Origin of the sequence: Rhodococcus sp. WB9, from assembly GCF_007558985.1 — a bacterium.
Classification (GTDB): domain Bacteria; phylum Actinomycetota; class Actinomycetes; order Mycobacteriales; family Mycobacteriaceae; genus Rhodococcus_F; species Rhodococcus_F opacus.
On record NZ_CP041769.1, the window covers coordinates 7,339,271 to 7,352,044 of the forward strand.

At 66.2% G+C, this 12,774-nt stretch carries 12 protein-coding genes and 2 pseudogenes; 8 read left to right on the forward strand and 6 right to left on the reverse strand.

Translation table 11 applies throughout. The features are described from left to right. Position 1: 1 nt before the first annotated feature. Entirely contained in the window at positions 2-1,348 is a 1,347-nt protein-coding gene (locus FND50_RS34200) for a diacylglycerol kinase family protein (RefSeq protein ID WP_144288696.1), read from the forward strand. 305 nt (positions 1,349-1,653) lie between these two features. Here FND50_RS34200 and FND50_RS34205 read toward each other — a convergent pair whose 3' ends face one another. From FND50_RS34205 to FND50_RS34215, 3 genes and pseudogenes are all read right to left on the reverse strand, one after another. Beyond that, a complete protein-coding gene (locus FND50_RS34205; RefSeq protein ID WP_260850818.1) occupies positions 1,654-2,331 on the reverse strand; it encodes an IS6 family transposase in 678 nt (225 codons plus the stop codon). A 16-nt stretch (positions 2,332-2,347) separates the two neighbouring features. Continuing rightward, positions 2,348-2,515 (reverse strand): annotated as a pseudogene (locus FND50_RS34210) (hypothetical protein); the annotation flags it as partial. Positions 2,516-2,545: 30 nt separating this feature from the next. Continuing rightward, complete coding sequence (locus tag FND50_RS34215) at positions 2,546-3,205, reverse strand: TetR/AcrR family transcriptional regulator (RefSeq protein ID WP_144289245.1); 660 nt, start codon at positions 3,203-3,205, stop codon at positions 2,546-2,548. Between the two features lie 87 nt (positions 3,206-3,292). Between FND50_RS34215 and FND50_RS34220 the strand changes: the two genes are divergently transcribed. The 4 genes and pseudogenes from FND50_RS34220 to FND50_RS37425 all read left to right on the forward strand — a co-directional run. Next, a complete protein-coding gene (locus FND50_RS34220; RefSeq protein WP_186301360.1) occupies positions 3,293-4,840 on the forward strand; it encodes a bifunctional 3-(3-hydroxy-phenyl)propionate/3-hydroxycinnamic acid hydroxylase in 1,548 nt (515 codons plus the stop codon). 10 nt (positions 4,841-4,850) lie between these two features. Further along, a complete protein-coding gene (locus tag FND50_RS34225; RefSeq protein WP_144288697.1) occupies positions 4,851-5,696 on the forward strand; it encodes an alpha/beta fold hydrolase in 846 nt (281 codons plus the stop codon). Between the two features lie 6 nt (positions 5,697-5,702). Continuing rightward, positions 5,703-6,764 carry a VOC family protein gene (locus tag FND50_RS34230; protein WP_144288698.1) on the forward strand — a complete coding sequence of 354 codons (1,062 nt, stop codon included), beginning with the start codon at positions 5,703-5,705 and terminating at the stop codon, positions 6,762-6,764. 123 nt (positions 6,765-6,887) lie between these two features. After that, positions 6,888-7,286, forward strand: a pseudogene (locus FND50_RS37425) (transposase); the annotation flags it as partial. Between the two features lie 370 nt (positions 7,287-7,656). On the opposite strand, the gene FND50_RS34245 reads toward FND50_RS37425, so the two are convergent. Next, positions 7,657-8,364 carry a TetR/AcrR family transcriptional regulator C-terminal domain-containing protein gene (locus FND50_RS34245; protein ID WP_144288699.1) on the reverse strand — a complete coding sequence of 236 codons (708 nt, stop codon included), beginning with the start codon at positions 8,362-8,364 and terminating at the stop codon, positions 7,657-7,659. An 88-nt stretch (positions 8,365-8,452) separates the two neighbouring features. Here FND50_RS34245 and FND50_RS34250 point away from each other — a divergent pair, with 88 nt between their 5' ends. Both FND50_RS34250 and FND50_RS34255 read left to right on the forward strand, forming a co-directional pair. Next, entirely contained in the window at positions 8,453-8,647 is a 195-nt protein-coding gene (locus FND50_RS34250; protein ID WP_144289247.1) for a CsbD family protein, read from the forward strand. A 128-nt stretch (positions 8,648-8,775) separates the two neighbouring features. Further along, the gene (locus tag FND50_RS34255) at positions 8,776-9,978 is read left to right on the forward strand and encodes an acyl-CoA desaturase (RefSeq protein ID WP_144288700.1); all 1,203 of its coding nucleotides are present in this window, start codon (positions 8,776-8,778) and stop codon (positions 9,976-9,978) included. A 40-nt stretch (positions 9,979-10,018) separates the two neighbouring features. Here FND50_RS34255 and FND50_RS34260 read toward each other — a convergent pair whose 3' ends face one another. Continuing rightward, on the reverse strand, positions 10,019-10,321 hold the full coding sequence (locus FND50_RS34260) for a WhiB family transcriptional regulator (protein WP_144288701.1): 303 nt from the start codon (positions 10,319-10,321) through the stop codon (positions 10,019-10,021). A gap of 308 nt (positions 10,322-10,629) precedes the next feature. Between FND50_RS34260 and FND50_RS34265 the strand changes: the two genes are divergently transcribed. Then, positions 10,630-11,784: an acyl-CoA dehydrogenase family protein gene (locus tag FND50_RS34265; protein WP_144288702.1), complete on the forward strand. Its 1,155-nt coding sequence runs from the start codon at positions 10,630-10,632 to the stop codon at positions 11,782-11,784. Between the two features lie 9 nt (positions 11,785-11,793). Here the strand turns inward: FND50_RS34265 and FND50_RS34270 are convergent, their stop codons facing one another. Then, positions 11,794-12,729, reverse strand: coding sequence for a LysR substrate-binding domain-containing protein (locus FND50_RS34270; RefSeq protein ID WP_144288703.1), 936 nt, complete (start codon positions 12,727-12,729; stop codon positions 11,794-11,796). Positions 12,730-12,774 lie beyond the last annotated feature (45 nt).

Below are 12,774 nucleotides of genomic sequence, written 5' to 3' on the forward strand. Positions count from 1 at the left end.
GATGAGCGACAACCGATCCACCGCCCCCGACACCACGACCGGAACCCGCCGCTGGTGGGCGCGGGCGGCGTTCGCACTGGCGATCCTCGCGGCGGCGGTGCCGCTGGTGTCCGCCGGACTGCTCAGCACCATCGGGAGCCTCCTCGTCGGAGTCGGCGGCGTCGCCGTCATGGTCGCCGCCCTGTACTGGTTCCTCGCCAGTCGCGGTGTCCTGCGCTGGATCTCGCTGACGATCGCGATACTGTCACCGATCGTCGTCCTCGTCCTCTTCATCCGCGCCCACCTGCTCGCCGAGGTCGTCGCCTCCGTTGTTCTCGCGCTCCTCACGGTGCCCTGCGCCCGCGCCGCCCTGCGCGGACGAACCTCGGACACCGCCGTCCGCGAGGCGCCCGCCCCACCGGTACGGCATCCGGTGCTGATCATGAACCCACACTCCGGCGGCGGCAAGGTCGCAAAATTCGACCTGCAACGCAAGGCCGAGGAACTCGGCGCCGAGGTGCTCCTGCTCGAAGGACCCGGCACCGTCGACGTCACCGACCTGGCCCGGCAGGCGGTCGCCCGCGGCGCCGACCTGCTCGGCGTGGCCGGCGGCGACGGGACCCAAGCCCTCGTCGCGGGGGTCGCAGCAGAAAACGACCTGCCGTTCCTGGTGATCAGCGCCGGCACCCGCAACCACTTCGCGATGGACCTCGGCCTCGACCGCGCCGATCCCAGCCGGTGTCTCGACGCCCTGCGCGACGGCGTCGAGCTCGCCGTCGACCTCGGCCGGATCAACGGCCGCCCGTTCGTCAACAACGCCTCCTTCGGGGTCTACGCCGAGGTGGTCCGCAGCCCCGCCTACCGCGACGACAAGACCGGAACCGTGCTCCAGATGCTCCCGGACCTGCTCGCCGGACAAGCCGGTGCCCCACTCATCGCCGAAATCGGGAACGTCACCGTAAGGAACCCGCAAGCGGTGCTGGTGAGCAACAACCCCTACGGCACCAGCGATCTCGCCGGCCTGAACCGTCGAGATCGACTCGACCGCGGCGTCCTCGGCGTCGTGACCGTCTCCGTCGCCAACGCCCGCCAAGCGGTCGGGCTGCTGCGCCGCGCGAACGTCCGGGGCCTGACCCAGCACACCACCACCGAGGTCATCGTCGACGCCGACACACGTCAGACCACGGTCGGCGTCGACGGCGAATCCCTGCTGCTGACCACCCCGGTGCGGTGCACGATCGAGCCCGGCGCCCTCCGTGTCCGGGTACCCCGCGACCGCCCCGGGGTGCGCCCCGCCGAACCCACCGTCGACTGGGTCCGGCTCCGCGAACTGGCCTGGCACCGTCAGGCCGCGTCACCTCGCACTTGAGACGCAGCAGTACCCCGGCCGCACAATTCAAGCGCCAAATACGCTGCCAGAAAGGCAGTTCCGAATCCACGTCTGCGACGGGTCCCGATTCGACGATCCCGCGGTCATCTCCCGCTTCGAAGCCAGACGCTACCGCGGAGGCGAAACCACCTGTGCCCCATGTTTTCGGGCGGCCAGTCCGCCCGTCCCGCCGGGGGACGGTCCCCGGTACACTTGTTCGGGCAAGTGTCACATCAACTGAGAGGTTCTGCGGGGCATCGGATTCGGGTGCGGCATCGTCCGAGCCGGATGTTGCTGTGGGTGGTTCAGGCGGCGACCGCGGTGTCGGTGATCTCACACCAGATGGTGAACCGGTCGGCCATCACCTGCGGGTACTCACCCGCCGACAATCGGTGTCGGTGTGGCCCGAAGTGTGGTGAGATCGACGAGAACGCCGACAGAAAACGCCGCGCGTGCCGCATCGATTTGAAGCGTTTCATCGCCCGTTCGCGCTGCCGGGTCGGCTGATGCGAGTTCTCGGCTCGATTGTTCAGGTACTTTGATCGTCGATGCTCGACGGAGCCGAGCAGGTCGCGATGCGCGACGGTGTAGCTGGCCAGCTCGTCGGTGACCAGCACCCGCGGCACGTATCGCAGGCCCTTGAGCAGCTTACGGAAGAATCGCTTGGCAGCCTTGGCGTTGCGGCGGGATTGCACCAGCACGTCGAGCACGTTGCCGTGCTGGTTGACCGCCCGCCACAAGTAGCGCTGTTCGCCGTCGATTCTCATAAGGACCTCGTCGAGGTGCCACTTATCGCCTGGTCGCGCCCGGCGGTGACGCAGCTGGCTCGCCCAGTCCTGCCCGAACTTCGCGCACCAGCGCCGGATCGTCGCATAGGACACCGCGACACCGCGTTCGAGCATCATCTCCTCCACATCGCGGAAGCTGAGGCTGAAGCGGAAGTGCAACCACAAGCGGCGACCGGGAAGCGGTGACGGTTGCACGACGGCGCTGCGGTGTTCACCAAGCCGATCCTGCCAGCCGGACCCCACTACCGTTAACGTGACAATGCCTGTCTTCTTGTCCCCCGACGAGGCCGCGGCGTCCGGCTTCTACGAGAAGCGTGCGCGCATCAACCCCGAAGCGGTCGGCGGCCGCCTCGGCGTGACGCAAAAAGCCCGAGTACATCGAGCAGCAGTTGGGCAGCGTTGGCCAGGCTCACGCCTCTTGTCCCGACTGCAGCAGTCTTACGGCCGATTCGAAGATCAACCGAGTGTGCAAATCGAACAGCTTGATCAAGTCCACTGAATCTCCTCCGACTTCCTTGGCGATGAACAAGCCATCGGCGCCGGCGATGGCATAGGTGGTGAGCAGACGCACGTTCTCCTCATCGAGTCCAGGAGCGACGTCGCGCACAATCTGCGCGAAATGGTGGAACGCGTTGTCGCGGACCTGAAGAAACATCTCGCGTGCCCGCGGTTCGACCGGACGGTGCTCGAGGGCCAGCATCAGCCCCAGGCGCAGGAAATCAGGCGCATCCAGCAGCGCCTTGGCCACCTGCGTCCCCAGCTCGAACGCCAGCGTCCGGGCGGCCTCCCCGCCGGGCAGCTCGAGTGCGGCGAGCCACCGCTGGTAGCTGCGCTCGATCACCGCGGCGATCAGGTCGTCCTTGTCGGTGAAGTGCCAGTAGACCGACGTCGGCGGCAGGCCGCTCTTCTTGCTGACCAGTGAGATGGTGGTTCCGTCGTAGCCGCGCTCGGTGGCCACCTCGGTGGCCACCTCGAGGATTCGCTCGCGCGACTGCTCGCCGTTGGCGCGGGTGCGCCGCGGCGCACGGGCCGTGGGCTTCGAATCCCCAGCGGGGGTGGGCGTTGTCACGCTGCCTCCTTGTCGGGTGTTGACGATCACACAAACCAAGCTTACTGTATGGAGCGCTACATTAACAAATCAGGACAGGAGTCGATCGTGACCGATCAGATGACTTACGACGTGGCGATCGTCGGCTACGGCCCGGTCGGCGTCACCGCCGCGAACCTGCTGGGCCAAATGGGCCTGAAGGTCCTCGTGGTCGAACGCGATCCCGACATCTATGCGCGCGCCAGGGCAATCTCCACCGACGAGGAAGTGATGCGTATCTGGCAGCAAATCGGGCTGGCCGACCGCCTCAACGCCGATATGCAGCCCGGCTGTGGTGCGAACTTCGTCGACTCCAAGGGTGTGCCGTTCGTGCAGCTGCTGCCGGTGTCCCGGGGTAACGGGCACCCGCCGCAGCAGTTCCTCTACCAGCCCGCGCTGGAGCAGGTGCTGCGCGCCGGGGTGGACCGGTTCCCCAACGTGTCGGTCCTGCTCGAACACGAGTGCCTGCGAGTCATCCAGCGCGCCGACTCCGTCGAGTTGATGCTCGCGGATCTCACCGTCGACGAAGTCCGGAGAATCCGGGCCTCCTATGTAATCGCCGCCGACGGCGGCTCGAGCTCGATCCGCGGTCAGCTGGGCATCGGATTCGGTGGGCGGACCTACGCCGAGCGCTGGATCGTCATCGACACCAAAGTCCTCGAGGAATGGCCGGGCCATGACCGGCTCCGGTTCCGCTGCAACCCCGAACGGCCCACCGTCGACTGCCCCACTCCGCTGGGTCACCACCGTTGGGAATTCCCGGTGCGCGACGACGAGGACGAGCGCGACCTGCTCAACGAGGGCGCGATCTGGAAGGTGCTGCGCGGGCAAGGAATAACCGAGGAGAATGTCAAGATCCTCGGCTTCGCCTGCTACAGCCACCACGTCCGGTTCGCCGACCGGTGGCGGGTGGGACGGGTCTTCCTGGCCGGCGACGCCGCCCATGCGATGCCGCCGTGGATCGGCCAGGGCATGTGCGCCGGCGTGCGCGACGTGGCGAACCTGTGCTGGAAGCTCGGCGCGGTGCTGTCCGGATCGCTGCCCGAATCCGTGCTCGACACCTACCAGGCCGAGCGGCTACCGCACGTACAAGAGGTGACCAACCGCGCGGTCAAGACCGGCAAGCTGATCATTCAGCACAACCCTTGGCGCGCGGCGGCACGCAACCACATCTTCCGCACCGCGAGCAAAGCACCCTTCTTCCTCACCTGGCTGCGCGACCATCGATGGATCCCCGATGCCCGCTACCGCGACGGTCTCGTCGCCGACAACGGCAACGGCGCCGCCGGTTGGCTGATTCCTCAGCCCCGGGTGATCGACGAGAAGGGCGACCCGGTGCGCCTCGATGACGTCGTCGGCGGCCGCTGGACGGTGCTGCACACCGGCCCGGCAACGGACTTCCGGGCCTGGCGAACCGCTGGCGTCGCCACCCTGCAAGTCACTCCATCGCACAGTGTTCCGAGCGCCGACTGCATCGTCGACCGCGACGGATCGCTGACTCGTTGGCTGAAGAGGAAGGGCGCCTCCGTGGTGGTCGTGCGGCCCGACGGGTTCGTCTACGCCGGCGCAGAACAGGATCAGCCGCTGCCGCCACCCCCGGCCGGATTCGCGGCGTAAAGGAGAAGCAATGAGCACCGACACCCTGAATGAACGCGTCCTACGCGTCAACGGAAAAGACATCTTCGTCGCCGACACCGGCACTGGTCCGCCCGTGGTGCTGCTGCACGGCGGCGGGCCCGGCGCATCGGGCGTATCGAATTACTCGCGCAACATCGAACCCTTGGCCCAGCACTTCCGGGTCCTCGTGCCCGATATGCCCGGTTACGGCCGCTCGGCCAAGGGCGTCGACGGCAGCGATCCGTTCGGATACCTCGCCGATCACATCCGGGGAATGCTCGACGTCCTCGGCATCGACCGGGCGCACCTGGTGGGCAACTCCTACGGCGGAGCATGCGCGCTGCGCCTGGCCCTGGATACCCCGCATCGGGTCGACAAGCTCGTGCTGATGGGCCCCGGCGGCGTCGGAACAACCCGCGGACTCCCCACGGCCGGCCTCAAAAGCCTGCTCGGCTATTACGGCGGCGACGGGCCGAGCCTGGACAAGCTGCGGACGTTCATTCACACGTATCTCGTCTACGACGGCGATGCCGTGCCGGACTCGCTCATCCAAACCCGGTACGAGTCCTCGATCGACCCCGAGGTCGTCGCCAACCCGCCCCTGCAACGCCCGTCGAGTCCGCGCACGCTGTGGCGGATGGACTTCACCCGGGACCCACGGCTAGCCAGGCTGGCGACGCCGACGCTGGTGATGTGGGGGCGAGATGACAAGGTCAACAAGCCACGCGGCGCAGCGATGCTGGGGCGACGGATGCCCAACGCCGACGTCCTGCTGACCGCCAATACCGGCCACTGGGTTCAGTGGGAACGGGCGGACTTCTTCAACGCCGTCACCACCGCATTCCTGAAAGGCTGATATCGAATGTCCACCACCATCACCCCCTCGGTGTTCGGCAACGTCCACCTGGGTTATGTCGTCGTCGAAACCGGCAAGTTCGGCGACTGGAAACGCTTCGGTCGCGAGGCAATCGGGATGCACCTCGACGACATGACACCCGACATGGTGCGATTCCGCCTGGACGCCAACGAATGCCGCGTGCTGCTGCGGCGCGGGCCGGCCGAAGACGTCGTCACAGTGGGTTGGCACCTCGACGACGATGCCACCTTCGACGAGATCTCGCGGCGCGTCGTCGACCACGGGGTGCCTGCCGTCGAGGGCACGGACGAGGAAGCCGAGCTACGCGGCGTCGAACGGTTCCTGAGATTCCCCGGACCCAACGGCTTGACCCAGGAGACCTACACCACCGCCCGCACCTCACCCCTGCCACTGGACATCCCCGGCAGCGGATTCGTCACCGGCGCAGGCGGACTCGGTCACGTGGCGCTCACCACGAAGAAGCCGCACCTGGTGCGCGGGTACTACAACCACGTCTTCGATGCGCGACTGTCGGACTACATCGACGAGACGATCAACGGCATGAAGCTCAAGATCCGCTTCCTGCGGGTCAACGAACGTCACCACTCGGTGGCGATCGCGTCGGTGAACATCTTGCCGATCAACCCGATTCGCACCCGCATTCAGCACATCAACGTCCAGGCGGCCACCCTGGACGACATGGTGGCCTCGTATCAACGGGTCAACGAACTCGGCTTCGAGATGGCGCTGACGGTCGGTCAGCACACCAACGACAAGGAGCTGTCCTACTACGCGCGAACGCCATCGGGGTTCGAATGGGAGGTCGGATGGAACCCGATCATCGTCGACGAAGCCACCTGGAAACCCACCACTCACCAAGGGATCAGCATCTGGGGTCACACCCCGGAGGGACAGACCGTCATCGACAAACTCAGTCAATTCGAGGCGGCCGCACGATCCTTGCTTCATCGCGAAGACACCATAGCGGCGCTCAGCGCTCCCGGGATCGCCGACGACCAACTACCTCGACCCGAGGAACTGGCGCGTGTCCGTGCTGGTGGACGGTGACGGCTTCGTCGGATCGTCGGGTTGCCGGTTGTAGCCCGTTGCCGAGGAAGACCCCGACACTGCACTGGACGTTGTCACTTTCGACTGTGGCATCGAACTCGACAGACTGATCGGTCCGTACGCCCGGGCGGGTTGCTCTCGGACTATCGGGGTTCACGTACGACGACCGAGGCCTCGGGATCAAGCTGGCCCGCCTGCAAACCGAAGGGCAGCTGCTCGCCTGCGCCGGCTCGCCGCGACCGCACCCCCGAGGTCCGCGCCCAACTGGAGGCGAAGATCGCCGTCCTCGATGTGCACCGAACCGCTGTCGGCGCCAAACGAGGGAAGATCAACCGGGAACTGGCGTTTCACTTCCGTCAGGTTACCGACTTCGCTGCCGCAGCGGGCGCGACGGTGATCGCGGTCGAAGACCTCACCATCCTCGAGACCCGCGGGCACGGGCGCGTCAACAACAATCGGGCCGCGCAATCAGCGCGCCGCAAAGCCGTCGACGCTCTCACGCACACTGCCGCCGGCGTCGGTGCGCCGCCGAGGTGTTCGTGCGTCTCGGCGAACGGTCCGTCGGTGATCAACGTCCGACCGTCCCGAACGCTGACGGTGGTGGCGGTGCGTTCCGGCTGCAGCGGGTGCCCGGAGACGAAGACGCCGCGGCGGCGGCACTCGTCGGCGAAGGCGTTCACCCGGGCCAGCGCCTCGGCGAAACCCGGATCGCCCGGTTCGGGCCGTTCACAGTTGTAGATCAACAGCATGCACTGCACAGGTCGCTCCTCTCACCCGCAACAAGTCGGTGTAGAGAATGACGAACGAGCCAACCCTATCTCGACTCTTCGGCCCGATCGGTTTCGATATCAGCACCATCGGCCTGCTCGAGTCGATGCTCCAGCGCTCTATATCACCGGCCGGGAGGAGGGCCGGGCTGCGTCAGCGTCGCGGTCAGACCCGCGAGGAGGATGTCGACTCCGCGTTCGAGTTCGGCGGCGCCGTCGTAGGACGCCAGGACCGGCGCCAGACCCCGGAGTAGAGGGAACTCGCCGATCGGCAGGCGGTGAAGGCCGAGGCGCAGAAGGTCGTCGGACTCGTCGGGACGCTCGACGAGTTCCTGCAGCTCGTTGAGGACGTGGCCGTAGAGGAAGCCGAACAACGCCCGATAGACGTGCAAGGCATCGGCGTCGGTGAAACCCACCTTGGTGAGCAGGGCAAGGATGTTCTCGAGGGGACGCAGGGTGCCGAGCGGCCTGAGCCCGAGCGGCGTCGACAGCGGCCGGGTGACCAGTAGCGGTACCACCTGGGGATGGGCGAGGGCCAACCGGCGGAACCCCCGCGCGACCTGCCGTAGCTGGGTGGCCCAGTCGCCGTCGTCGGTGTCGACCTCGAGTTCTTCGAGGACGAGCTCGGCTACCCCGTCGAGCAGCGCGGCCTTGTTCGGGGCGTGGCGGTACAGGGTCATCGGGTCGCGGCCGAGGGCCTTACCGAGGCGGCGCATGGACAGCCCGTCGATTCCGTCTCGGTCGATGATCTCGAGCGCGCACTCGAGAATCCGCTCACGGGTGATCGGGCCACCGTCGGAGTGGATCGATCGACGCTCGGGCACCTTCGCCATCACGACACCTTCCCTCATTTCCAACTGTAGGCCTAAACAGTAGATCTACAGTGTTGACATGAGGGTCGCGTCCGGCGTTGACTTGGTTATGAGCATCGGAAAGAAGCTTCGACACAAGGCTGAAACCGCTGAAGGCGCCGCCAAGAAGACCGTCGGGAAGGCGCTCGGAAACGAGCGCATGGAGGCCGAGGGACGCGCACAGGAAGCCAAGGGCAAGATGAAGCAAGCCGGCGACCAGGTCAAGCAGGCAGGGCAGAAGATCAAGAACATTTTCAAACACTGACCCGCACTGCACACCCGCCCGGCACTCAACCCCCGTCCCGAAATCAGGCCGTCATCATGATCATTCCCGGAAGCCACTACTACTGACGCACAGCCGATCCGGGGTGGTTCCGGAAACTGGAGTCGACCATGGCGATATCCGACATCAAGGAATACGCGCACCTCACCGCAGAGGACGTCGAGGCGCTCAGCGCCGAACTCGACGCCATCAGGCGGGACATCACCGATTCACTCGGCGAGCGAGACGCCACCTACATCCGCCGAACGATCGCCTTCCAGCGCGGGCTGGATGCCGCTGCGCGGCTGGTGATCCACGCAAGCCGGGCGCGAGCCGGGTGGGTCCTCGGGACCACGGTTCTCGCTGTGGCCAAGAGCGTGGAGAACATGGAGATCGGGCACAACGTGTCCCACGGCCAGTGGGACTGGATGAACGACCCGGAAATCCACTCCAGCACCTGGGAATGGGACATGGCGGGTCTGTCGTCCCAGTGGCAGTACTCCCACAACTATCGCCACCACGTGTTCAGCAACGTGGTCGGGATGGACGACGACCTCGGATTCGGCGTCATCCGCATCACCCGCGACCAGCCGTGGAAGCCGGACAATCTGCTGCAACCGCTGCGGAACCTGTTGCTGGCGGCCACGTTCGAATGGGGAATTGCCCTGCACGGTCTGTATTCCGAGCAGGCGCGCGCCGGCACAGGCACCGAGAAATCTGCCCACACACGAGCCCTGCTCGGCAAAATCGTGCGGCAGACGGGCAAGGACTACGTGCTCTTTCCCGCCCTCAGCGGGCGGCGGTGGCGGCGGACACTGAAGGCGAACCTCGCCGCCAACCTGCTGCGAAACCTGTGGGCCTACGTCGTGATCTTCTGCGGTCACTTCCCGGACGGCGCCGAGAAGTTCACACCCGCCGAACTGGAGAACGAGACCCGGGCGGAATGGTATCTACGCCAGATGCTCGGCACCGCAAACTTCCGAGCCGGCGCCGTGCTGGCATTCCTCAGCGGCAACCTCTGCTACCAGATCGAGCACCACCTGTTCCCCGACCTCCCCAGCAACCGCTACCCGGAAATCGCGACGCGGGTCCGCGCACTGTGCGAGAAGTACGATCTGCCCTACACCACCGGTTCGCTTGCCAAGCAATACCTTTTGACCCTGCGCACCATCCACAAGCTGGCGCTCCCGGACCGGTTTCTGTCCGCGACCGCCGATGATGCTCCCGAGACCGCGTCCGAACTGAAATTCCGCAGAGCATCCACCACGCCCGCCCACGGAGCCACCGGACGGCGCACGGGACTCCGCACCGCGCTGCGTGCGGACCAGCACTGAGCCGCTACGGGCGAGCGCTGACGCCGCGGACATCCCGCAGTCATGAGCGGTATCGACCGAGTCGCGGCGGTCGAAGATACCGGCGGTCCTTCTCCGTCGTGCCGCCCCAGACGCCGAATTGTTCACCGGTGATCAGTGCGTGATTTCGGCACTCGGTCCGGACCGGACAGGGCTCGCAGACATTCTTCGCGGCTCGTTCTCGACGAATGCGTGCGCCCTGCCCTTCGCCCTCGCGCGGAAAGAAGAGCTCGGTGTCCATGGACCGGCATCGCGCGTGCATCCGCCAATCCCAGTCCGGCACGGAGAGTGCGACCGGCTGGAGTTCGAAGCTGTGCTGGGACATCCCGCTCGCCTCTTTCGTGAGAAACGGTGTTCGCTCGACGCGCGGTCGTGGTGACCGATGGGGCACGGGCACTTTCCGGCCATTCACTCTGTGAAGGGAGTGTAAATACGGCCATTAGGTCAATCGGCGCTTCCGCTCGCGTTCTTGGCCCTTGAACAGCAAAGATAGGAACGACCCGGACCAAATGGTGGCACCGGATGCGGGTGGATGTCAACGCGGACACTTGACTGAAACGTACATATTCGCGAATATGGCCGTACAAATTATCGAGCCACCGCGGCCCCTCGCGCCGATTCGGGAGAAGTGCAATGAGCTACAGGCTGAACGAGGAAGAGACCTTCCTGGTCAAGACGGTCCGCGAGTTCGTCGACCGCGAGGTCAAGCCGTCGGTGCAGGAGGTCGAGCACGCCAACGAGTACCCCGAGAAGTGGATCGAGCAGATGAAGCAGATCGGGATCTACGGTCTGGCGGTCCCCGAGGAGTACGGCGGATCACCGGTGACGATGCCCTGTTACGCGCAGGTGACCCAGGAACTCGCACGTGGCTGGATGAGCCTGGCGGGGGCGATGGGCGGGCACACCGTCGTCGCGAAGCTGCTGTCGCTGTACGGCACCGAGGAGCAGAAGCAGCAGTACCTGCCGAAGATGGCGACCGGCGAGATCCGGGCCACCATGGCGCTGACCGAGCCCGGCGGCGGTTCCGATCTGCAGGCCATGGGCACAACCGCCAAGCGCGACGGTGAAGACCTCGTCATCAACGGATCGAAGACGTGGATCTCCAACGCCCGCCGCTCCGGGTTGATCGCGCTGCTCTGTAAGACGGACCCGAAGGCGACCCCGCGGCACAAGGGGATTTCGATCGTTCTGGTCGAGCACGGCCCCGGTCTGACGGTGTCGCGGGATCTACCGAAGCTCGGCTACAAGGGCGTCGAGACGTGCGAGCTGTCGTTCGACAACTACCGGATCTCGGCGGACGCGGTCCTGGGCGGCGTTGCCGGCCAGGGGTTCGCGCAGATGATGAAGGGCCTCGAGACCGGACGCATTCAGGTGGCTTGCCGGGCCCTCGGTGTCGCGGCCGCTGCTCTCGAGGACTCGCTCGCCTACGCGCAGCAGCGGGAGAGTTTCGGCAAGCCGATCTGGAAGCACCAGTCGATCGGCAACTACCTGGCCGACATGGCAACCAAGCTGACGGCGGCACGGCAACTCACCCGCCATGCGGCCGAGCAGTACGACAGCGGCGACCGGTGCGACATGGAGGCCGGCATGGCCAAGCTGTACGCGTCCGAAGTCGCCATGGACATCGCCCTCAACGCAGTGCGCATCCACGGCGGCTACGGCTATTCCACCGAGTACGACGTCGAGCGGTACTTCCGGGACGCCCCACTGATGATCGTCGGCGAGGGCACCAACGAGATCCAGCGCAACGTCATCGCCGGCCAGCTGGTGGCACGCGGAGGGCTCTGATCCGCGCGACTAGTTGTCCGGCTTCCAGCGGGCGGACGGCCACTCACCGCGCTCGACGGCGTCACGCATCTGGCGGACGAGCAGATCGGCCACCGCGTGGACGGCAGGCGGGATCCGCGGGGCGCTCGGTAAGGCAAGCGCGACGGTGCGCTCGACCGCCGGGGAATGGAGCGGCGCCGCACTGAGCAGACCGCTGGCGACATCACCGGCAACGGCGATGCCCGGCAGGATCGTCCAGCCGTGACCAGCTCGCACGAGCCGCTTCTGGATGCTCACTTCGTTGGTCTCGACGACAATGTTCAGGACGATGTCGAGTCTCGCGCACGCCTCCGCTACCAATGTCCGAATTCCGTGGGGCGCACTGGGCATCACGACCGGGTGGCTCGCGACTTCCTCGAGGGTGACCGGTCGGCCGGTGTCGAGCCCGCCGTCGGGCGGGGCAACCGCCCAGAGGTTTTCGGCGAGCAGAGCCCGCACGTTGAGCGACGACGTGGATTTCAGGTTGTAGAGCAGGCCGAGGTCGATGTCACCGGCATCGAGCCACTGCCGCACGTGTCCGGCGTAGCCGGACACTATTCGCAGCCGGACGGCGGGATGCTCCTGCAATACGGCCGCGACGAGTCGTTCGGCGAGCAGTTCGGAGGTGGAGGACAGAAGTCCGACCGTCACGATCCCTTGCAGCACCCCCGGATTCGGTCGGATCTCGGCCCGCGCACGCTCGAGCTCGGACAGCACCCTCCGGGCGCGCTCGAGCATGAGCCGGCCGGACTCCGTCAATTCCATTCCCGCACGGCTACGTTCGAACAGCGGGACACCCAGTTCCTGTTCGAGCGTGTGAATTTGGCGTGTCACCGCCGGCTGAACCAAGTGGAGTAGTTCGGCTGCGCGGGTCACGCTCCCGGCGTCCGCCACCGCAACGAGTGCAGTCAACTGCTTGACGTCCACCGGACGACCCACCTTCCCGAGCTACCCGCCGGCCCGCACCATCAG

Bases quoted from the DNA above. Each gene is read 5' to 3' on its own strand.
- FND50_RS34230 (WP_144288698.1), top strand. From the start codon at position 5,703: ATGTCCACCACCATCACCCCCTCGGTGTTCGGCAACGTCCACCTGGGT.
- FND50_RS34265 (WP_144288702.1), top strand. From the start codon at position 10,630: ATGAGCTACAGGCTGAACGAGGAAGAGACCTTCCTGGTCAAGACGGTC.
- FND50_RS34250 (WP_144289247.1), top strand. From the start codon at position 8,453: ATGAGCATCGGAAAGAAGCTTCGACACAAGGCTGAAACCGCTGAAGGC.
- FND50_RS34255 (WP_144288700.1), top strand. From the start codon at position 8,776: ATGGCGATATCCGACATCAAGGAATACGCGCACCTCACCGCAGAGGAC.
- FND50_RS34260 (WP_144288701.1), bottom strand. From the start codon at position 10,321: ATGTCCCAGCACAGCTTCGAACTCCAGCCGGTCGCACTCTCCGTGCCG.
- FND50_RS34200 (WP_144288696.1), top strand. From the start codon at position 2: ATGAGCGACAACCGATCCACCGCCCCCGACACCACGACCGGAACCCGC.
- FND50_RS34225 (WP_144288697.1), top strand. From the start codon at position 4,851: ATGAGCACCGACACCCTGAATGAACGCGTCCTACGCGTCAACGGAAAA.
- FND50_RS34245 (WP_144288699.1), bottom strand. From the start codon at position 8,364: ATGGCGAAGGTGCCCGAGCGTCGATCGATCCACTCCGACGGTGGCCCG.